The 21,470-nt window shown below is 39.2% G+C and carries 22 protein-coding genes and 1 pseudogene; 6 read left to right on the top strand and 17 right to left on the bottom strand.

What is annotated here, in order from left to right; genetic code table 11:
* The first annotated feature begins 195 nt into the window (after positions 1–195).
* Positions 196–573: a hypothetical protein gene (locus tag V7161_RS18515; RefSeq protein WP_335714421.1), complete on the top strand. Its 378-nt coding sequence runs from the start codon at positions 196–198 to the stop codon at positions 571–573.
* A 4-nt stretch (positions 574–577) separates the two neighbouring features.
* Here the strand turns inward: V7161_RS18515 and V7161_RS18510 are convergent, their stop codons facing one another.
* Positions 578–1,087: a hypothetical protein gene (locus tag V7161_RS18510; protein WP_335714420.1), complete on the bottom strand. Its 510-nt coding sequence runs from the start codon at positions 1,085–1,087 to the stop codon at positions 578–580.
* A 137-nt stretch (positions 1,088–1,224) separates the two neighbouring features.
* Between V7161_RS18510 and V7161_RS18505 the strand changes: the two genes are divergently transcribed.
* Together V7161_RS18505 and V7161_RS18500 are read left to right on the top strand one after the other, a co-directional pair.
* Positions 1,225–1,425 (top strand): hypothetical protein, encoded by a 201-nt coding sequence (locus V7161_RS18505; RefSeq protein WP_335714419.1) that lies wholly within the window; start codon positions 1,225–1,227, stop codon positions 1,423–1,425.
* 2 nt (positions 1,426–1,427) lie between these two features.
* Entirely contained in the window at positions 1,428–1,712 is a 285-nt protein-coding gene (locus tag V7161_RS18500; RefSeq protein WP_335714418.1) for a hypothetical protein, read from the top strand.
* A gap of 31 nt (positions 1,713–1,743) precedes the next feature.
* On the opposite strand, the gene V7161_RS18495 is transcribed toward V7161_RS18500, so the two are convergent.
* The 6 genes from V7161_RS18495 to V7161_RS18470 form a co-directional block, all read right to left on the bottom strand.
* A complete protein-coding gene (locus tag V7161_RS18495; RefSeq protein ID WP_335714417.1) occupies positions 1,744–1,992 on the bottom strand; it encodes a hypothetical protein in 249 nt (82 codons plus the stop codon).
* Positions 1,993–2,086: 94 nt separating this feature from the next.
* Entirely contained in the window at positions 2,087–2,827 is a 741-nt protein-coding gene (gene chbG / locus V7161_RS18490; RefSeq protein WP_335714416.1) for a chitin disaccharide deacetylase, read from the bottom strand.
* A 42-nt stretch (positions 2,828–2,869) separates the two neighbouring features.
* Entirely contained in the window at positions 2,870–3,178 is a 309-nt protein-coding gene (locus tag V7161_RS18485; RefSeq protein ID WP_335714415.1) for a PTS lactose/cellobiose transporter subunit IIA, read from the bottom strand.
* Positions 3,166–4,506, bottom strand: a complete 1,341-nt coding sequence (locus V7161_RS18480; RefSeq protein ID WP_335714414.1) for a 6-phospho-beta-glucosidase — start codon at positions 4,504–4,506, stop codon at positions 3,166–3,168. Before V7161_RS18480 ends, V7161_RS18485 begins: the two co-directional genes overlap by 13 nt.
* Before the next feature lie 25 nt (positions 4,507–4,531).
* Complete coding sequence (locus V7161_RS18475; protein WP_335714413.1) at positions 4,532–5,902, bottom strand: PTS sugar transporter subunit IIC; 1,371 nt, start codon at positions 5,900–5,902, stop codon at positions 4,532–4,534.
* Positions 5,903–5,907: 5 nt separating this feature from the next.
* Positions 5,908–6,216, bottom strand: coding sequence for a PTS sugar transporter subunit IIB (locus V7161_RS18470; RefSeq protein WP_335714412.1), 309 nt, complete (start codon positions 6,214–6,216; stop codon positions 5,908–5,910).
* Positions 6,217–6,503: 287 nt separating this feature from the next.
* Between V7161_RS18470 and V7161_RS18465 the strand changes: the two genes are divergently transcribed.
* On the top strand, positions 6,504–7,232 hold the full coding sequence (locus V7161_RS18465; RefSeq protein ID WP_335714411.1) for a GntR family transcriptional regulator: 729 nt from the start codon (positions 6,504–6,506) through the stop codon (positions 7,230–7,232).
* A 59-nt stretch (positions 7,233–7,291) separates the two neighbouring features.
* Here V7161_RS18465 and V7161_RS18460 read toward each other — a convergent pair whose 3' ends face one another.
* From V7161_RS18460 to V7161_RS18425, 8 genes and pseudogenes are all read right to left on the bottom strand, one after another.
* A complete protein-coding gene (locus tag V7161_RS18460) occupies positions 7,292–7,855 on the bottom strand; it encodes a DUF2062 domain-containing protein (RefSeq protein ID WP_335714410.1) in 564 nt (187 codons plus the stop codon).
* Positions 7,856–8,083: 228 nt separating this feature from the next.
* Positions 8,084–8,544 (bottom strand): annotated as a pseudogene (locus V7161_RS18455) (hypothetical protein).
* Positions 8,545–8,670: 126 nt separating this feature from the next.
* Positions 8,671–8,991 carry a Dabb family protein gene (locus V7161_RS18450; RefSeq protein WP_335714409.1) on the bottom strand — a complete coding sequence of 107 codons (321 nt, stop codon included), beginning with the start codon at positions 8,989–8,991 and terminating at the stop codon, positions 8,671–8,673.
* The gene (locus V7161_RS18445; RefSeq protein WP_335714408.1) at positions 8,991–10,244 is read right to left on the bottom strand and encodes a flavin-dependent oxidoreductase; all 1,254 of its coding nucleotides are present in this window, start codon (positions 10,242–10,244) and stop codon (positions 8,991–8,993) included. The genes V7161_RS18450 and V7161_RS18445 overlap by 1 nt, the downstream gene beginning before the upstream one ends.
* A gap of 370 nt (positions 10,245–10,614) precedes the next feature.
* Positions 10,615–10,797, bottom strand: a complete 183-nt coding sequence (locus V7161_RS18440) for a 4-oxalocrotonate tautomerase (protein ID WP_335714407.1) — start codon at positions 10,795–10,797, stop codon at positions 10,615–10,617.
* 104 nt (positions 10,798–10,901) lie between these two features.
* Positions 10,902–11,087, bottom strand: coding sequence for an aspartyl-phosphate phosphatase Spo0E family protein (locus V7161_RS18435; RefSeq protein ID WP_289985703.1), 186 nt, complete (start codon positions 11,085–11,087; stop codon positions 10,902–10,904).
* A 23-nt stretch (positions 11,088–11,110) separates the two neighbouring features.
* Entirely contained in the window at positions 11,111–12,364 is a 1,254-nt protein-coding gene (gene odhB / locus V7161_RS18430; protein ID WP_289985701.1) for a 2-oxoglutarate dehydrogenase complex dihydrolipoyllysine-residue succinyltransferase, read from the bottom strand.
* 295 nt (positions 12,365–12,659) lie between these two features.
* Positions 12,660–15,548: a 2-oxoglutarate dehydrogenase E1 component gene (locus tag V7161_RS18425; RefSeq protein ID WP_335714406.1), complete on the bottom strand. Its 2,889-nt coding sequence runs from the start codon at positions 15,546–15,548 to the stop codon at positions 12,660–12,662.
* Between the two features lie 172 nt (positions 15,549–15,720).
* Between V7161_RS18425 and V7161_RS18420 the strand changes: the two genes are divergently transcribed.
* Both V7161_RS18420 and V7161_RS18415 read left to right on the top strand, forming a co-directional pair.
* The gene (locus V7161_RS18420; RefSeq protein WP_335714405.1) at positions 15,721–16,605 is read left to right on the top strand and encodes a LysR family transcriptional regulator; all 885 of its coding nucleotides are present in this window, start codon (positions 15,721–15,723) and stop codon (positions 16,603–16,605) included.
* A 123-nt stretch (positions 16,606–16,728) separates the two neighbouring features.
* Positions 16,729–18,288, top strand: a complete 1,560-nt coding sequence (locus tag V7161_RS18415) for a catalase (protein WP_335714404.1) — start codon at positions 16,729–16,731, stop codon at positions 18,286–18,288.
* Positions 18,289–18,375: 87 nt separating this feature from the next.
* On the opposite strand, the gene V7161_RS18410 is transcribed toward V7161_RS18415, so the two are convergent.
* The gene (locus tag V7161_RS18410; protein ID WP_335714422.1) at positions 18,376–20,013 is read right to left on the bottom strand and encodes an alkyl sulfatase dimerization domain-containing protein; all 1,638 of its coding nucleotides are present in this window, start codon (positions 20,011–20,013) and stop codon (positions 18,376–18,378) included.
* Positions 20,014–20,059: 46 nt separating this feature from the next.
* Positions 20,060–21,316 carry an MFS transporter gene (locus V7161_RS18405; RefSeq protein WP_335714403.1) on the bottom strand — a complete coding sequence of 419 codons (1,257 nt, stop codon included), beginning with the start codon at positions 21,314–21,316 and terminating at the stop codon, positions 20,060–20,062.
* Positions 21,317–21,470 lie beyond the last annotated feature (154 nt).

Raw genomic sequence — 21,470 nt, 5'->3', positions numbered from 1 at the left:
GCTATTATCCTATTATTTACTTCTGTCTTACTTTTTCAAAAAAAATGATTTTCTTTATTGGTACGATAAAATTGAATTTACGCATTGTGACTTAATCACAATGCGTTTTTTGTTTTACTGTTTAATTCATAACCTGCTGTCCTGAAAAATAAACTTTATAAGATAAAGGCATTGTCCAAAACTAGGAGGGAGTTTATGTTAAAATTTTTTTCTTTTAGAAAAAAACAGAAAGAAAATAATATAAACTCTCAAATTGTTACGAAACTTGACCGAATCATTGAGCTGCTTGAACAGGGGCAAAAGCAGGGCAGCGATAAAAACCTCCATTTTGAACATGTTCAAATTGATTACTTAGAGAATATTGTTTTCCGCTTGGATAATATTGAAATTGACGAGCTGAGCGGAAAATTAATAATCGGGAATAATATCAGCAGCACCGAAGACTTGATCGAGCCGCTTATTCTAAAGGTTGACAAGGAAAGTGCCAAAAAAGAAGCAAGGTCTGACCATGATTCCTATCAACAAGAAAAAATGGTCAAAACCTCAAAAGGATTTCGAGTCCGTAACGATTGATAGATCATTCCTTCATGATATTGGCAATTTTTATATCTTGATCTTCAATCAGGGCATCAATTGTATCCTGATCATAATTCAAATTAAAATTATTTAATAATTGATTGCTATTGCCAAATAAACTTCCTTGCGAATAATTCGCTTTTTGATTCGCATCCATACCCGTTACATGTCCTTTTCCTACGAAAACAGAGCTATTATCCAATTGCGTATTTACATTAATGTTATCAAGATTAATACTTGAAGCCTGATTTTCTTTCCCCGGAAAATCAAAGGATAAATTTATATCCCGATCGTCAATTGGCGTATCAACTAAATCAGGATCCAGTAATATAGAAGTATTTTGATAGAGAAAATTGGATTGTCCGCTAATATTTCCAATTACATAATTTTCTTTTCCGTGTGCGCTCCAGCCGATGGCATTATTATGTTCTCCAATAAAAATGCCGGATTGTCTTTGCATGGTTTGGACATTTATTCCCCCGATAAAATTAAATTGTGAAGTTTTTAACATAAAAGACTCACCACATTTTAAATTTGTATGAAATTACTTTATGTTTACAGAACCGGGATGGTGATTTTCCTTAAAATAGTGTCATTAGCCCATTGATTGAATACCCTAATATATAATGAAGCAAGGGGATGGCAACTATGATTAATCTTTCTCTTGGAAAAATCGACATCATGGAATTGGGTAACTCCGCTGGCATTTTTATCGGTAATAAAAACAGGCTTAAAAATTTTCATACCACTAAGGACACAAATGAAGTAATGGGTGTTATTTCTGGAGATGAAAATTGCATCAGTGAAAATCAATGGGTTAAAACCAAAGTGAAAATGGAGGATGAGTAAAAATGGCTTCCCCCATTTTATCCCCAACTTTTCATATTGGAACAATAAAAATCGGAAGTATTGAAGGGGCATCTTGCTTTAGCATCGGAAACAATTTTATTGATGATTTTAAAAGCAACAAAAAACATAATCAAGGATTAGGCAACATCCATGGTGATCGAAACAATCTTGCCCGTACGAATGCATCCTTAACGAATTATGAACAAAAAGCGACAAAAAGAAAACAACTAAAAGAAGAACACAAATTGCAAAAAATGGCCAAAAACAAACAACAAACCCAGGATTAAAAAGGGTTTGTTGTTTTCAACTTTCCGTTCTTTATACATTTCCACCAATACTTGGTTTAAAGTCTTGGTCAAATATAACCCCATCCATCACTTCAAAACTATCTGCATTATTAACGAGATTCCCAGTTACAGCATTCAGGGTACCATAAAGTCCCCCAATCCCTAAATTATATTTTCGGTTCGCGTCCATCCCAGTTACGACAGATTCTCCGATAAAGATTGCCGCACTAGGCTGCTGGGAATTAACATTTATCATGCCTAAATTGATTACTGAGGGCACTCCATTTCCTCCTATTCCAAACTCTCCGTAACTGTTAACTATTTTATGTTCTAACCACCACTTCTGTGACGAACAACCTAAATGGTTAATTTTATTAGGAGGAAATGGTTCCTGAAATGTGTTCACCTAAATACAACAGGTTTATGTTTATAGGTAATTGAACGGAAGTCAGAATTTCTAGCTCAGTTAATCTTTTAAAAGTATACGAAGACCCATTTAATAAATGATGATCAAGGTATGCAGGGTGACACATAACTTCAACGGTTAACCCATCATAAATCCCATCATTTAACCTGTCAAAGTAATCTGATCTTACCTCGTCCCCATAGAAATCGGACAAAGAAACCTCAGTGAAGGCTTCAACATCAGGAATAGGAATGAATCCATTGGGCCTAACCGGCAGACTGTATTTATGGGATAAGTTTTTAACCACAGGATACAATTCTTTCATGGTATGAACATGGTGGTGACTATCAAGATGGGTTGGTTTTAGACCTGAACGGATAAACCGCTCAATCTGAGCAGTCCACTCTCTTTCTAGTTCCTCTAATGAAATATCAGTTGGATTAAAAGCCGACAAGGAATAAAAGTACCCCTCTTCATCAACCAATGATGGTACGTGATCAAGGATGGGTTTCCCGCATGTAAGGGTGAGATGAATTCCTACGGGCAATTCTGGATTATTTTTTGCCATTTGAATCGCATGTTCTGTACCGTCCATATTCATCATCATCGTCGTTGAATTTACAATTCCATATAAAAAGCTGTCAACTATTCCATGGTTTACTCCACGGCTAAAGCCAAAATCATCAGCGTTAACAATTAAATTTATCATTTTAATTTCACCTTCTAGGTGATTTCTCTTAACGGTTAGAAATCATTTGATTTTCCGATATAGCTCAACCATTTCTGCAGCTAAATCCTTTACTGTCATAGCATTCATTAAATGATCTTGAGCGTGAACCATCAAAAGAGAAATCTCCATTTTCTCTCCCCTAATTTCCCCCTGAATGAGTGAGGTTTGAATATGATGTGCTTCATTTAAGGCATTTTCTGCTTCCTTTATTTTTCCTTTTGCCTGTTTAAAGTCTCCTTGTTTTGCGGCCTGTATGGCTTCCATCGCCGCGCTTCGACCATTACCGCCATGAAGAATGATTTGAAAGATGACCGTCTCTAAATTTTCCATTCTATTTCTCTCCTCTTTTGAAATTGCGGCAGGTAGTCTTTGTGTGCTTCGAGCATCTCGTCTAAGATAACCTTTGCAAGACGATCACTTGGTACAAGAGGGTTTATGGTCATGGCCAGTAATGCCGTTCCATAATCACCACTGATGGCAGCTTCAATCGAAACCCTTTCAAAAGATTTTATTTGCTGGACAAGTCCGCGTATTTGTATTGGTAATTCACCAACAGAAATAGGTTTTGGTCCATCTTTTGTAATAATACAGCTGAGTTCAACAGCTGAATCATAGGGCAGACTTGAAATAGCGCCTCTGTTAATTGTGTTAACTGCCTGTATGTCCCGTTTATCGGTATACATTGAGTGAATCAGCCGAACAGCAGCATCACTATAGTAAGCACCGCCTCTTTTTTCTAATTGAGGGGGCTTAATGGCTAAATCAGGGTCTTTATATAGCTCAAACAGCTCATCCTCCAGCTTTTTTACGACTTCTGCGCGGGTGCCGCCATCTTTATAGTTTTTCAATTCTTTTTCTAACATTTCTCCAGATTTATAATAGTAGTTATGATATGGGCATGGAAAAACATCTAAAGCTTTCAGAAATTCAGGCTCCCATCCCATGGCATGAATGTTTTGCATAGTGATGCTGTTCTTCGGATCATTAATCAGGGAAAACACCTGATCTTTAACAGATACACCATCAACAAAAACATCTAATCCATAAACCATGTGATTTAATCCGGCAAAATCTATTCTGACTCTGTGATGGTCCACTCCTAATAACTTGGCAACGCCCATTTCCATCCCGATAGGTACATTACAAAGCCCTACTACTCTACGAATATTACTGTAACGAAGCACTGCCTCCGTTACCATACCTGCCGGATTGGTAAAGTTAATGAGCCAGGCATTGGGACAAAGCTCCTCTATATCCCGGCAAATATCAAGAATAACAGGAATCGTCCTAAAGGCTTTAAATAAACCGCCAGGCCCATTTGTTTCCTGACCAAGTACACCATGCTTTAATGGAATACTTTCATCTTTTTTACGAGCTTCGAGTAATCCTACACGAAATTGAGTAGTTACGAAATCGGCAGACTGTAATGCTTCTTTACGATCTAACGTTAAATAGATTTTAATCGGAACCCCTGCTTTTTGCACCATTCTTTTTGCTAGATTTCCGACGATTTCAAGCTTTTCCTTCCCTTCCTCTACATCTACCAGCCAAAGTTCGCTTACAGGAAGTTCAGGATAATATTTAATAAAACCTTCTATTAATTCAGGGGTATAACTGGAGCCTCCCCCTATCGTTACGATTTTTAAACCTTTTTTCATTCTTCCTCACCTCTGGTTGCTTCGATTAGATATTTAAAGTGTTATTAGGTTGAGATACATCTTCTACCTTTTCTCTCCTTGCATCGATTCGTCCTTGAGCAATAACAAAAGGCAGATAAATAACAATCGAAATGCCTAGATTTACTGCCGCTAAAATCGCTCCGGAAATATGTCCACCGGTTGCTAATAAGCCGCCTACGATGGCTGGTGTTACCCATGGAATATCAGCGACAACGGGATGGACCAAACCCAAGCTGATAGATAAATAAGATACAATGGTCATAATAATTGGTCCTAGGATAAAAGGAATAAACCAAATGGGATTTAATACAATCGGCAATCCAAAAAGAATGGGTTCATTAATTTGGAAAATCCCCGGAGGAGTACCTAGGGCTATTAATTGCTTATTACGTTTCCGTCCGGCAATAATCATGGCTACAAGCAGGCCTAATGTGGCGCCTGAACCTCCTAAATAGACAAAAGCATCTAAGAATGAGCCTGATAGGACGTGATATTTGCTTAAATCATCTACCCCTTGGGCATACATGTTGACATTTTCCTGCCCCAGCTTTGTCATTAAAGGAGTGGTAATTCCCCCTAGAATGTTTGGTCCATGAAGACCAAGAATCCAAAAGCCATGCACCAAAAATACGATTAATATAGCAAACAGCATGGAGTCCACTGCGCCTGTAAGAGGAGATACAAGAACTTTATTGATCCAGTCGTTTAAATAAACACCATCACTAATAAATTTGCGTAAAACAAGACCAAACAATCCAATGATAAAAATCGTTGCCATTCCAGGGAGGAGCTTAGCAAATGATCGTGATACCGCCGGCGGAACGCCATCAGGCAATTTAATGACCAAAAACTTTACTTTAGCTAAACGGACAAAAATTTCAGTAGCGATAATCGCAACTATGATACCTGTGAATAACGCCGTTGCATTGAAATAATTCCAGCCGATAAACCCCCAGGCACCGCCAGTGACAGCTTCTCCGCCCTCAGGCGTAATCGATACGTTAGCAACTTGAGGAATAAGAACAAAGAAGGCTGCTCCAGCAACAAGCATCGCTTCAAAACCATCGTCTCCATAAGACCTTGCCAGTTTATATGCAATTCCAAAAACTGCGAAGATGGTCATAAAAGCAAGGGTTCCCCACCATATATCCCCGCCTAATGTTGTCCACGTTTCCCCAAAAAGGGATACCATTAGTTTTTCATAATATTTTCCGATCCCTGGGACTTTTCCTAGATTGTTTAGGAGGACTGCCAAGGAACCGATCATTGTAATAGCGATCATCCCGACTAATGCATCACGAATAGCTAGAAGGTGCCTGTTATTCCCCAATTTATTTGCAAAAGGCATAATAAATTTATCGATAAAATTCATCATCGTATCTACTCCCCTTTTATTAATTGAATGGCCTGCTTTAAAACTTCCTCTCCATTGCAAAGACCATAATGCATCGGGTTAATCGATTCAACCGGAATCCCCAACATATCTCCTGTCTTTTTAAGCTGAGAAAGCATATAGCGAACTTGCGGTCCAAGAAGTAATACATCTGCCTTATTGATATGTTCATTGATTTCAGTAGATCCCACGGCCCAAATAGTACACTCTATTCCTTTGGATTTTGCGCAAGCTTCCATTTTGGAAACCAATAGACTCGTAGACATACCAGCTGAACAGCATAATAAAATTTTCATTTATATCCCCCTAATGAAAGCGATTACATATTTTAAATGATTGCAAAAGCATGTTTTGTTTATAGGAACCTCCTTTCACCAGAATGCAAAAATGAAGCCAATTTCGGATAAGACAATATTGCGATGTTATACCCATTGTAATGACAATTCAGAATATTTACAATACAATTTTTAATTATTTGTTATTATTTTTAATATTTGTTATAACAAATATTAAAATTTGTATTATGTAGTGCAATTCCTTCCATTTTTTTGATATTCTATAGATATTGAGGGGGAAGTTCAAAATGATTGAAGATACGAAAGACGGAAGCGCGCTGCACCTTAAGGTAAAGGATGCAATCATCCAGTTGATAAACGAAGGAGAATACAAACCAAACTCTCAGCTGCCGACCGAGGCAGAGTTTTGCGAAAAATATGGAGTAAGCAGGACAACCATTCGGACTGCCTTACAACAATTGACAGTGGAAGGCTATGTCTATCGTAAACGGGGCAGTGGAACATTCGTATCCGCAAATAAAGTAAAACAAATTTTAACTACTACGGTTGATCATTTTTCCAGTCAAATTTCAATGCAGGGAAAAAAACCATTAATCAAGGTATTGCAATTAGATGTGTTACCTGCTGACGAATTTCTAAGTGAGCAATTAAAGATTCCAGAAGGTGAACCAGTTAATGTCCTTGAAAGAATTCGGTATGTAAATGAAGAAGCGATTCAGTATGAAACCGCTTATTTACCTTGGTATAAAACGCCAGCTTTAAATAAACAAGGGTGTGAAAAATCATTATATAACCAATTGGAAACCCAATTTGGATTAAAAATTGACAAGACCATTGAAAGTCTTGAGTTGTTTATCGCAGACCAGGAGGCTGCTGAAAAACTCCATATTAATATCGGTGATCCATGCTTTGTACTCGATACCTTTGCCTATCTTCAGGATGGATCAATCATAGAATTTTCAAAAACCATTTACCGTGGTGATTTGGCCCATTTTGTCATTGAACGAAATTACTAACGATAAAAAAAAGGAGCAATGATTTATTCATTGCTCCTTTACATCGATCCTTTTTATTATTACACGAAATTCTTATTGGGTACATTTTTTTGAAGTGAATGTTTCGTACGTCTTTTTGTTAATCTTCTGTTTTTTTCAGTTTCGTAAAGGTAATGAACAACAAAGTAAGAAGCTATTCCTAGAACAATCCCGAAAAAAGTCATACCGATTAAAACATGAACCCCTCCGTGCAGGAGTGTTAATATTGAACGGAAATCGCCATGCATTAAACTTTGAAACGAAAATGGTGTATGATGCCCAACCCTCACTTTCATTGGCAGGATTAACTTCCCGATTTTTCTAGCAAAGGGTAATAGAATAATGGGTAAAAAAGTAAGCTTACCAATAACATTTCCGATAACTGATGCAGGTAATGATCCTTTCGCTAAACGTACAACTGGAATAAAAAATATATAGATCAGGGATGCTGTTGAAATCACTAACATTTCTAACCCAAATCCAATCGCAAACCCTAACGATACTTTTTTTGCCCCTCCTGAAGACCGCAAAAGCTTCACATAATTCAGCTTAAAAGCCCTTCCAATTCGTGTGAGAAAATTATATTTTTTTTGATTTATCTTCATAGGTCACCCCGTCTTGAAAATAAGTATAGTCATTTTAGTTAAAGTAAATTATTCAAGGCCAGGCCTAAACTCTAAAGCGTTGTCACTTGAAATTAATTCTTCTTACTTACAATATAGCATAAAATAAGCCTTTTGTTCTAAAATGAAAATTAACAATTTCAGGGGATTTTTAATTTTCTTACATATTAAAAAACCTCCGCCTAATTTTTAGGAAAGAGGTCCATTGAACTAACTGCGTTTAAAGCCTTCTTCAACTAAAAACATCTCAGCTTCTTCATAAGTACTGAAGGTTTCTTCCAGGTTAAGTCCAAAATAAATATTCCATGCTTCGTCTTCATTTATTAAAAGAAGTTGTTCATTTTCTGCGTTAACCCAGCGTTCTTCTTGATTTTCTCCAATAATTGCCGTCTCTGTCACCGGTTTCTCAAAAGCAGTTAAGCTGATGATGGATTCTTTAATGATTTGTTTTAATTCTTTCGTAGAAAAGTCACGGATATTTGCCATGCCTTTATCATTAGTCTGATAATTTTGCAGCAGGCCAGCATAAACAAAGCCATTTCCATTTGGATGAAGGTGATAAACAACNNACTTTCGTTAAATTGGAAATTAACCCTGCCAAGCGAAACATTTACTCTCTCAAGTTCAGGAAATTCTTCTATAATTGCAAGTTTTTCTTCAAAAGTTAGCATATTTGCCTCCAGACGATAATAAATAACATATTCTTATATTTGGTTATTTTAACACTTTTTGTTTGACATAATCCAACTTAAAATCCCAAATTTCTTTTTGTCTTAAAAAAAAAAGCAGCTGCCTCTTCATTGAGTACAGCCTTTGGAAAATGTATTGATATCAAAATCAACAATAATAATGTCTTCCAATCCTATTTCCTTCAAATAGGCAAAAATCTCCTGATGTGCAGGATGGGGACCATAGTTTTCTAAAGAAGTTCTATCCTCGAAGCGGACAGTTAATCCTATATCATAGCCTTTATTTCTGTTTGAAAAATTAATGCCCTGCTGGATGTCTATGATTCCAGGAATGATATCTTTTAACAGTATAGTGCGTCGTATAAGCTCGTCTTTCTGTTCCGTCGATACATTTGGCAGAAGCTTTATCAAAACAATATGTTCAACCATTATCGTACCTCGTGTAAACTGTTCAATTTTTGACGGTCAAATCCGGCAATTTGTTTGTACCTATTGGAAATTTCCTCTAATTCTTTTTGGGAGATTACTTCTTCTAAGTTTTCAAAGCCGTTTGGTGCTCGCTCTTCAACAATTTGCATCACAACTTCCGGTCCATTTTTTCGGTTAGCTAGTACAATATTCGCTGTCGCCTCTAACCTTGCTTCTTCATACGCTTTTAATGCCAATTCAAGAGTAGGCTGTTCAACAACTGCTAACGCTAAAGCATCAGCATCAAGAATAGCTTGGGATGCACCATTTGAACCAATCGGATACATTGGATGTGCTGCGTCTCCAAGTAAAGTTACTCGGCCAAAGGTCCATTGTGGAAGTGGATCGCGATCCACCATTGGGAATTCAAATACATCCTCTGTTTCCTCAATTAACTTTGGTACATTCAGCCAATCAAAGTCCCATAATGCAAAGGCAGGTGCGAATTTTTCCTTATCGATTTTCCGGTTCCAGTCTGCACGTGAAGGCATTTCATCTGTGACAGATAGTTCAGCGATCCAGTTTACGAGAGAACGTCCTTTTGCAGCGGTGTCAGGGCAAACCGGATAGGCCACAAATTTTTGATCCTGGTAACCGGCCATGATCATTGATCTGCCTGTTAAAAAGGATGTAGATTCTGTAATACCGCGCCATAAAATCCGACCGCTGAATTTAGGTAGTCCTTCATTTGGATAGTAGAATTTTCGAACTGCTGAATGGATTCCATCAGCTGCAATCATGATATCAGCACTGAATGTGCCCAAATTCTCCCCGGTTTTACGGTTTTCAAATTGAGCTTCGACTTTATCTCCCACTGTTTGAAAGGTGGTTAGATGATGTCCTGTGAAAACAGCATTTTCTCCCAATTGCTCTTGGGCGGCATTTAATAAAAGCATTTGTAAGCGGCCGCGGTGGATGGAGTATTGCGGCCAGCGGTATCCGGCATTAATTCCCCTAGGTTCCTGCCATATTTTTTTGCCAAATTTATTTACATACATAAGTTCTGCGGTTGGCAAACCTGTTTTTTCGAGCTCATCTGCAAGTCCAAGCTCGGTTAGAACTCGAACAGCATGCGGCAGAAGATTGATCCCAACTCCAAGTGCTTTAATGGTCTCCACACTTTCAAACACACGCACTGACACGCCAACGCGGTGAAGTTTAAGCGCAGTTACGAGCCCGCCAATTCCACCGCCAACAATAATTGCTGATTTCATGTTAGTATTCCTCCATGCCCTTTTTTCGCTTTTCTTAATTTTACAATAATAATTCTGCTTTTCAATAAAAAAGAGTAAGTTGTTCACTTTTTAAGGGGAAGTGGAGGAGTGATTTTGCGTTAGTCTCGGATAGGAGTTGTTTACTCTTGTATAGAAGTCGTTTACTCTCGGATAACAAAAATAACTCTCGGATAAACGGCATTTACTCCCTAAAGATTTCCCGTGCTTAATTGAGAGATTTACTTCCTATTTTAAAGAAGACAGGCACATAAAATTTGATGAAAATAATAGCCAGAACCAAAAAAAAAAGCCACAATTCAAAAGTTTGCGGCATAAAAAATGTTTTATTCTTTTCAATTAAATTCGAATTTTATTTTTCAACTGGTTCCCCGGCTTTTCCCCAATGTGTTTTAGGAATTTCAGTGATAAGTACTCTAATATTCTCCTTCGGTGAATCTAATGTTTCGGATACAGTGTTCGTAATGTTGCGGATTAATTCGGCAACTTTTTCTTTTGGTCTTCCTTCCATCATTTGAACATGAATTATCGGCATTTAACCACTCCTTCCTCGTTCCTTACTATATTACACTGGAGTAAATAAAAAAACTACACAAGTGAAATCACTGTGTAGTTTAGTTTTTATGATTAATTAACCAGCTAAACTTTCTTTAAAGTGCTGAGATTACGGACTATTTTTTGTAACAAAGAAATTTCATTATCTATTTGTTGGCTGATTTTTATGACTTCCGGATGAGACAACCCTTTGCTTTTGGCCAAAACATACAAGGCATTTCGATGTTCGCGTATGTCTTTCCTTAAGTCAAGAGCATTCTTAAGCATCATAAATCTTGCTCCCCCTTAAGCTATTACCCTTCTAATAATAGGGAATGTGGATCTTCCAGCAATTCTTTTACTGTTGCCAAGAAGCTGACGGCTTCTTTTCCGTCAACAATCCGATGATCGTAAGACAGGGCAATATACATCATAGGACGGTTTTCCATTCTTACTTCATCGATTGCTACTGGTCTTGTTTGGATTTTATGCATGCCGAGAATCCCTACTTGAGGGCTATTCAAGATTGGTGTAGACATTAAAGAACCAAACACTCCACCGTTTGTAATCGTAAATGTCCCACCCTGTAAGTCATTTAACGTCAAGGCATTATCACGGGCTTTTTTACCAAGATTGCTGATTTCCCCTTCAATTTCAGCAAAGTTTTTCTTATTAGCATCGCGTACGATTGGAACGACTAAACCTTCTGGTGCAGCCACGGCAATTCCGATATCGTAAAACTTCTTGAGAATTAATTCGTCTCCTTGAATTTCTGCATTTAAAAGCGGGAATTGTTTCAAGGCAGAGACTACAGCTTTTGTAAAGAATGACATGAACCCAAGACGAACACCATGTTTTTCGAAAAAGGCATCCTTCCGCTGACTACGTAGATTCATAATCGCAGACATGTCAACTTCGTTAAATGTGGTTAACATTGCTGCAGTATGTTGAACTTCAACCAGGCGTTTGGCGATAGTTTGACGTCTACGAGACATTCTTACGCGTTCCACTGGTTTATCAAACTCTTCATCTATTTGTTTTTGTACAGCTGGTTTTGTGCTAGCTTTTTCCACCTTTGGCGCTTCCTGTACTGCAGGTGTTTGAGTATGTGCTTTCACATCATCTGGTCTAATTCTTCCAAGTGGGTCATTGCTGCGTACTTGGTTTAAATCGATTCCTAGTTCTCTTGCCATTTTTCTTGCCGCTGGCGACGCAATCGGACGTTCAGCTTTCGGAAGTTCTGGCTCAGGTTGTGTGCTTGGCTGATTGATCGTTTCTTGTACTGGTTGTTCCGGGGCTGCAGTCGTTGCAGCCGGAGCAGAGCCTTCAGCTGCATTCTCTTCGATAATGGCAATAACATCGCCTACTTCTACCGTATCGCCTGGCTCTTTTAATACCTTTGTGATAACCCCTGAATCTTCGGCATTCAATTCGATATTAACTTTGTCAGTCTCCAATTCTACGATACTATCACCCTTGGCGACTTTATCTCCAATATTAATAAGCCATTGTGAAATCGTTCCTTCCGAAATGGATTCCGCGAGTTCTGGTACTTTGATTTCAATCATGTGTCAAATCCTCCTGTGAAATATGTTAAGTCCACTATTAAACTTGGTTTTTGATGATGGCGTGGTTCCTATTGGACATTACCCTTTGATTTTTGCTGTGTTTTTGTCCTATAGAGCTCTTCTATGTGACACTTTCCATCAAATTCTCCTGTGTTTTGTCCCATAGAGCTCCCCTATGGGACACTTTCCATCCGATTCGCCTGTGTTTTGTCCCATAGAACTCTCCTATGGGACATTTACCTAGCCAATCTGATACGTTTTGTCCTATAGACTTCCTCTTAAACACTTTCCATTATTAGCGTGCAAATAACTGAATTTCTTGTTTCTGTGTATCAACTAAACTATCAGAATTTAATGTTTGTTGGACAATGCGTTCTTGTTCCTTTTTATGAACAAGTGGATCTCCGCCTGCTGTGCTGGAACGGTATTGACGCCCAATGTAACCGACTGACAGTTTGCCGGATGCAAGTTCAAAAAGGGTTGGGGCAATATAATGCCACGCTCCCATATTCTTCGGCTCTTCCTGCACCCAAACGATCTCCTTCAAATTAGGGTAACGCTTTATGATCGCTTCTATTTTTTCTTGCGGGAATGGATACAATTGCTCAATACGAACGATGTGTACCTCATCCAAGTTCCGCTCTTCTTTACTGGATTCGATTTCTACTGCCAAATCAATGGCCATCTTACCCGTAGATAACACTAAACGCTTTACTTTATCAGTTTCTTTTCCAAGCTGTGGTTGTTCGATCACCGTTTGGAATCCGCCTTCGCTAAGAGCGGCTGCTGAAGAAGCGACCTGTGGGTGACGAAGCAGACTCTTTGGTGTCATAATCACCAATGGACGAACAAATTCTGATCCTAACGTAGCGGCCTGACGGCGTAAAATATGAAAATATTGGGCTGCACTTGATAAGTTCGCAACCGTCCAGTTGTTTTCCGCTGCCAACTGTAAGAAGCGTTCCGGACGGGCGCTGGAGTGCTCAGGACCTTGGCCTTCATATCCGTGAGGCAGTAGAAGGGTCAGCCCTGATTTTTGCCCCCATTTTGCTCTTGCTGATGATACAAATTGATCAAAGAGTGGCTGTGCTGTGTTGGCAAAGTCCCCGTACTGCGCTTCCCACATGACAAGCGTTTCAGGTGCAAATACGTTATAACCATATTCATAGCCTACTACTGCTGCTTCTGACAGCGGACTATTATGAACCGCAAACGATGCGTTAGCTTGCGAAAGATGGTGCAATGGCGAATACATTTCGTTTGTTTCCGCGTCATGGAGTACAATATGACGCTGCGCAAACGTTCCACGCTCGGAATCTTGACCAGTTAAACGAATCGGAGTGCCGTCTTTTAACATTGAAGCGAAGGCTAGCACTTCGGCTACCGCCCATTCCACTTTTCCGTTCTCATCCAGGGCATTTTCACGGCGCTCGAGAATCCGCTTTAATTTTGGATACACACGAAAACCTTCTGGCCATGTCAACAACTCACGATTTAATTCTTGAAGAGTTTCAAGCGGCACTTTTGTCTCTAACGGTGGAATTCCTTTTGCAATCACCCCCGGAACCGCTACTTCTGCTGGTGCTTCACCCTGCTGCTTCTCTGATACTTTGTCATACTCTGCATGTAATAGTTCTTGAACACTACGATTGATTTCTTCAACTTCTGGTTGATTTAGAGTGCCCTTGTTTAACAGCTGTTCAGCATACAATGCTCTAACTGTTGGATGGTTCGTAATTTTTTTGTATACCTGTGGCTGGGTGACCGCTGGATCATCCATTTCATTGTGGCCAAAACGGCGGTATCCGACTAAATCAATCACAAAATCCTTTTGGAAACGAGCACGGTATTGATAAGCAAGACGAACTGCTTCAAGACAAGCTTCTGGATCATCTGCATTAACGTGCACAATCGGAATCTCAAATCCTTTTGCTAAATCACTAGAATATCGAGTTGATCGAGAATCATGGCTGTCTGTCGTAAAACCGACCATGTTATTCGCAATAATATGGATCGTTCCACCTGTTCGATATCCTTTTAAACCGCCTAAGTTCAATGTTTCCGCTACAATTCCTTGGCCTGGGAAAGCTGCATCTCCATGGACCAAAATGGCAAAGGCTTTCTTTACATTCTGTTCTGGATAACCTGGTTTCTGTCGTTCTTCTTGCGCGGCCCTTGCGAAACCTTCCACAACCGGATTGACAAATTCGAGATGACTTGGATTATTCGCTAAGGTAATGCGTGTGCGGTCCGTTCCTGAACCTTCGACAAATCGGTCCCGGCCTAAATGGTATTTCACATCCCCTGTCCAGCCTTCGCTAATGTCGACTAAATCTGCTGACGGACCTTGCTGCTTGGCATAAGAATGCTGGAACTCAGAGAAGATTTTGCTATATGGTTTTTTTAACACATGCGCGAGTACACTTAAACGTCCGCGATGGGCCATTCCAATTACGACATTGCGTGCTCCCTCTTCAACGCCTTCACGAACTGCTTCATCCAACATTGGAACAAGCATGTCTACCCCTTCAATGGAGAATCTTTTTTGACCAACGAAGGTCTTGTGTAAAAACTGTTCAAAGCCTTCGACTTCTGTCAAACTCTTTAAAAGGTTTGTTCGTTCTTCTTTCGATAAAGAACGCTTCAAGGAATCCTTTTCAACCATCTGAGACAGCCAAGTACGTTCTTGTTCATCACTAATGTGGTTAAACTCAAAGGCAAGGGAGGATGTATAACTTTCCATTAAACGATTCATGGCATCAAATGCGGTTTGTATGCCTTCCGGTGCATCCTCCCAAACGAAGTTCGCTGGAATCGCTTTCAGGTCATTTTCATTCAGACCATACTTTCCAAGGGCAAAAATCTCATGATTTTGTGCATTCGCCTCTAGTGGATACATGTTTGCCGCTAAATGTCCATTTGAGCGAATGTCTTCCAAAAGTTTTACCACTTTCATTGCTTTTGCTATATTTGCCGATGGAACAATCGTTTCAGGTCCAACGGTATTTTCTTGTTGAAGTGTTTCATAAGAAAGAGGTGAACCCCATTGAATAAAAAGCTCGTTTAATTTAGGATCAATGGTTTCTTCCCCATTTGAAAAACGCTCATATTGTTCGATTACATACCCAAGGTTGGGACCATTAAATTTTTTCCATGGATTTGGTTGGTTTTTCCGTTCTCCCATTCACATTACCCCCATGATTGGTTCATTAATTTATGTTATATTTAAATAGTTTTGATGAAATACTTTATCAATTGCCTAAGAATAAGGATAATGTAATAATTGAAATAAATAAAATGCGAAAAAATTATATTTATTTATAAAAAATATTTATATCAGATAGATGGGTGAAACAATGGATTACCGTGATTGGGAAATACTGAAAGAACTATATAATCAAAAAAATCTAACAAAAACAGCACGACTATTATTTTTAACTCAACCTGCATTAACAAGTCGGTTAAAGCATATGCAGGAAGAGCTGGGTGTGCAAATTGTAACCCGTGAAAGCAGGGGCATACATTTTACCCCCCAAGGAGAATATCTTGTCCATTGTGCTGAAGAAGCGCTCGCTCATTTAGAAAAGATTAAAGAAAATGTCCAAAATATGAGTAATAACGAGAGTAATCTTATCGCAGGAACGTTAAAATTGGGGGTATCTAACTTTTTTGCGAACTATGAACTTCCATATATATTAAAGCAATTTAAAATCAAATACCCCCATGTGGAATTCAAAGTCATTACGGGATGGAGCAGAGATGTAACCCAACTGATTCACAATAAGGATGTTCATATTGGCTTTGTTCGAGGAGACTACGGTTGGAGAGGACTATCAACTCATCAACTATTCGAGGAGACCATCTGTATCGCTTCCAAGGAACAGATCAATATTACTGATCTCCCTCGTCTGCCAAGAATCGAATATCGAGGAGATTACCTATTAAAATCTGTCATTGATCATTGGTGGGCAGAAAATTATGCCGAAGCCCCCTTTATTAGTATCGAAGTCGATCAAGTGGATACGTGTAAGGAAATGGTATTAAACGGTTTAGGCTATGGAATCTTGTCCAGCAGGGTCCTGGCCGGGATAGATGACTTATATAAGACCCCATTGAAGGATCAAGATGGAAATCCGATATTACGAAGAACGTGGATGTATTATCATAAGGAATCTCTGGAGTGGAATGTTGTGAAGGCATTCGTCCAATTCATTGAAGATTTTGCTTGGATGGATAGTTAATTTTTTTGTGTTGAAATAGGGTCACGTAGATTATTTCTACGTGGCCCTATTTACGTTAATCCATACATACTTCTGCATCCGATGGAAATACTTTCTAATGTTGTAAATTAAGGAGGCTCATTTATGACGGAAAAACAAAATAATGAAACCGAAGATATGTTAACAAACCAGCAAGGACATCCTGTTACCAACAATCAAAGTGTCCGTACAGTCGGTAACAGAGGTCCTATGACATTAGAGAACTATGATTTCTTAGAAAAGATCAGCCATTTTGACCGTGAACGTATTCCTGAGCGGGTCGTGCATGCTCGTGGTGCTGGTGCCCACGGGTATTTTCAATCGTATGGCACTGTAAACGGCGAACCGATTTCCAATTACACCCGTGCAAAGGTCTTTACTAACACAGATGTCCAAACACCTGTATTCGTTCGCTTCTCCACGGTTGTTCACGGCGGTCAATCTCCTGAAACATTGCGGGATCCAAGAGGTTTTGCAGTTAAATTTTATACGGAAGATGGCAACTGGGATTTAGTCGGAAACAATTTAAAAATTTTCTTTATTCGTGATCCATTAAAGTTCCCTGATATGGTTCACTCATTTCGGCCAGATCCAGTAACAAACGTTGCAGATCCTGAAAGAACCTTCGACTTTTTATGCCAAAGTCCAGAATCTGCCCATATGGTAACCTTTGTCAATTCCCCTTGGGGCATACCCGCGAATTATCGGCAAATGCAGGGATCGGGAGTACATGCTTATAAATGGGTGAATGAAGAAGGAAAAGCTGTATTAGTCAAATATCATTGGGAGCCGCTTCAAGGGATTAAAAACCTTACCCAAAAAGAAGCCGATGAAATTCAAAAGACCGATTTCAATCACGCTACCTTGGATTTGTATAAAGCCATTGAAAAGGGTGACTATCCAGAATGGGAGCTCTATGTTCAAATCATGGAGGACGGAGAGCATCCAGAATTAGACTTTGATCCACTCGATCCAACTAAGCTTTGGTATAAAGATGACTTCCCATGGCATAAGGTTGGAAAAATGGTGTTAAACAAAAATCCTGAGAATTACTTTGCCGAAGTGGAACAAGTAGCATTTGGAACCGGTGTACTTGTCGATGGACTGGATTTTTCTGATGATAAACTTCTGCAGGGCCGTACCTACTCCTATTCGGATACACAGCGTTACCGAGTTGGCACAAACTATTTACAATTGCCAATTAATAGCCCAAAGAAACATGTGGCCACCAATCAAGAAGGCGGACAAATGGACCATCGGACTGATTTTGGGAAAAGCAAAAGCATTCATGTGAATTATGAGCCTTCGTTAATAGGCGGATTAAAGGAAGCAAAGAATCCTGGAAAAGAACATGAGCCTTATGTTGAAGGAAACCTAAAAAGGGAGACCCTTCCGCGAGAAAACAATTTTGGGCAGGCAGGCGAAACGTATCGGAGATTTAGTGATTGGGAACGGGACGAATTAATTTCCAACCTTGTCGGCGCCCTTAGCTCATGCCGAAAAGAAATTCAGGACAAGATGGTTGAAATCTTTACAAATTGTGATGAAGACTATGGAAAAAGAGTTGCAGATGGCCTTGAAAACGCTGGAACGAATGAAAATACTAAAACGGAAGAGGCCGTCCAACAAGCTGAACAAATGGGGCAGCCTTCTGATCCTTATTAAAAGTGGAAAGAGCTAAACTTAATATGTTTAGCTCTTTTTATCTATCTTGGTTCAAAACCATTTACAATCCTCAAATTGACCGCTCATTTACTGAAAAAGAGCAATAAATTCATTAAACAGAATAGAATCTCCTTCTATATGTAGTTTCCCTGTTTGTTTTACCTCGTCAATGGTTCTTGCCCCTATAATAATTTCCTTCCAATTCTTTTCGTCCGCTTTAATAGTAAGAGCTGGTTCTTGGGCTGCTCCTTTTCGAATTTCTGCAATCCCTTTTCTAATCTCAATTTTATAGTCTGCAGCTTGATCGGTAATCCCAACATTTACAGAATACGCTTTATCGAGGCATTTCTCGGGTTTAAGGAGAATAGTCATATTTGAAAAGAAGCTGTCAAGCGGCATTGCATGTGAATAAGACATCCTAGTTTGTAAAGGTTTGGTTTTCGGTGATTTGGAGTTGCCTTTTAACTCATTCGCCTGGGAAAGATAATACGAGCGGTTATTGGAATTATAAGATCTTAAACCAAGGTCTGTTAAGGCCGCGATTTTAATCTGTTTCACCTTATCATTGTCAGGCAACAAATTCAAAAGCATGTCAGAGAGCTCTGCAGCCCATTGATACTCGTCTTTTTCTAGTGCCTTTTTCGCCTCTTGAACTAAGACGTCTGCTCCTCCTGCTAATTGCGCAATTTTCTGTGCATAAATTCTTGGAGGCAGTTTTTCTAGATTTGTAGCGTTCCCATCAAACCAGCCCAAGTACCCATCATAAATAGCTCGAACGGCTTGCGAAACACTTCCATAAAGTTCCCGAAGCTCACTATACTCCAGCAAATGGTTAGGCAGAGTAATCTCTTCCACAAGCTGGTCCGGTGTTTTACCTTTATTCATTCCACGAACAGTGCTGTCATGAACAAATTGAATGGCATCTCTATACATAGTTAATAGCTCAGCGATTTGTTCAGAACCAAAGACCGGTTCCGTATGCCCGAGGACTAAATATTCTGCTTGAAGATCCCTCATTTTATCTAGGGAATGAACCCATTGCAAAATAGGTCTTGGGGATGTCCCTCTAATGGTGTACAAATTTGGAAAAGCAGGATAATAATTATCTGCCCCCAGTAATACTTTCTGCTCTGGAATCCAAATAAAAATTTGATCATCTGTTTCCCCAGGAGCGGAAACAAGCTTTAAGGTTACATCTCCAATGGTTAATTCCATCGAATTTTCAAAGACCTGTGTCGGGAATATTAATTTTTGTTTAGTTGGACTCACCCTTAATGAAGGACCTAATCCGCTGCATGGTGTATGTTCAGGCGGCAGGTAAACTCCAAATTGTCTTCCCCCACGTCTGTCTAGAATGTTTTTAAGTTGGTTGAATTGAGTAGTAAAAAACTCAACTGTTTTTATATTAGAATAAATTTCTGTATGTTCATTCAAGAATACAGAAGCACCGTTCACATGGTCTGCATGTCCATGGGTATAAATGATTGCGGCCGTTGGAATTGGTGAAATTTTATCAAACTCTGCCTTTATCTCCTCTGCAGCCTCAATGCTTTCAGTCGTATCGACAATGATGTTTCCATCTTTAGTAACAATAAGAGTTGAATTTCCTAGGCTATACCCTACAGCACAATAAATGTTTTCGGTAACTTTCTGTATCCTTTTTTCAAAACGTCTTTTGTGCTCCTCTAAATAAGCAAGTGCTTTCGCTTTCTCATCTATAATCATTTTTTGCACCACATTTTTCCTCCCCTATTTTTCCGAATAAAAGGCCTTAGCTTACTGATGATGTGAATTTGTTTGAAGATTGAATATTATTAGCATGATCCTGAGATGGCCTTGCAAAAATCGCAAAAAGAGCCGCACTAACCACTAAAAGAACTGCGAGTACTTGAATATTAAGGTTGAAGCCGATGTTGGCCCCTGCCCCTTGAATAACCTTACCAAAAATGATGGGTCCGATGATCCCTGAGGTAGTGGCAATGCCCATCATAATCCCGGACATCAGTCCTTTTCTCTCAGGAAGGAGACCGTTAACAACGATCGGGCAAATGGTAAACAACAATAAAATGAAGGCATTCTCAAAAATTAAAGCAACAATCATTAGCGGTACTGAATTTGTCATTGTGTAAATATAAAATAAGACTCCTGCTGCTGAAACACAAATGGAGGATAACAAAACACGTGATGACCAAACATTCTGGGTTTTCTTATAGATACTGTCGGAAATAATAGATGCAAAAACCGACAATAAAGCCCCTGCACCCCCGCCAATTGCTTTCATGTATCCCATTGTTTGTGGAGATACATGTTTAACCTCTGTTAGATAGGCTGGGTTAAAAACAAGGCTGAAAGTAATCACTGCATATCCAATGAAGGCAATCAAGGTTGTAAAAACAAAGGTTGGTGAACGTAAAATTTTGAAAGTTTTTCCCCAATCTATTTTGACAGGAACAGACTTTGCCTTATTGACTGTCAATGGGGGGTTCACTCTGCCTAACCATAACCAAAAGATGAAAAAGACCAAACTTACAACCCCAAGGCTGAAAAACGCTTCCCGCCAGCCGAATTTGGCTATGAGGAGCACTAGTATTGGAACAGATACTGCCTTTCCGATGGTATTTCCTAAGTTCAAAATGGATAAAGCGAATCCTCTCGATTCGGGTTTGAACCATTTACTTAAATGACTAACAGCCGTTGCAAAAAATGGACCTTCCCCAGCACCGAGCATTACGCGCGTCAAAATCAATAAAGGTAACCCTGCCACAAAGAGAATCATAGATTGGGCAATCGTCCAGACAAGCGCCATAATCAAGAGCATTTTTCCTGTGCCAATCCGGTCAGACAATGCAGCACCAACTATCCCTGCAATCGAAAATAACCAGAAAAAACTGCTGCCGACTATCCCCCATTGGCCATAGTTTAGATCCAAATCATGCATTATCGGAACCGCTGCTAATCCCGTGATGGTCTTATCAGCAAAATTAATAACCGCCAGTACGAAGATTGAGAATAATATAAGCCAACGCACGTCTACCATCCTACCTTTCAACACACAATTCATTTTGAGGAAACGCTTCCAAATCAGAATAAAAAAATAGTTGCCATCTATTAAAGCTTTTCGAGAAAACCCTTGGTCCCCCACCTCTTTTCATTTAATTTTACAAAAAATTATGAAATGCTTG

Source organism: Neobacillus drentensis, from assembly GCF_036965425.1.
In the GTDB taxonomy this organism is placed as follows: Bacteria; Bacillota; Bacilli; order Bacillales; family Cytobacillaceae; genus Neobacillus; species Neobacillus drentensis_F.
Note: the sequence above shows the minus strand (reverse complement) of the source record. Positions and strands in the feature narration are given on the sequence as shown.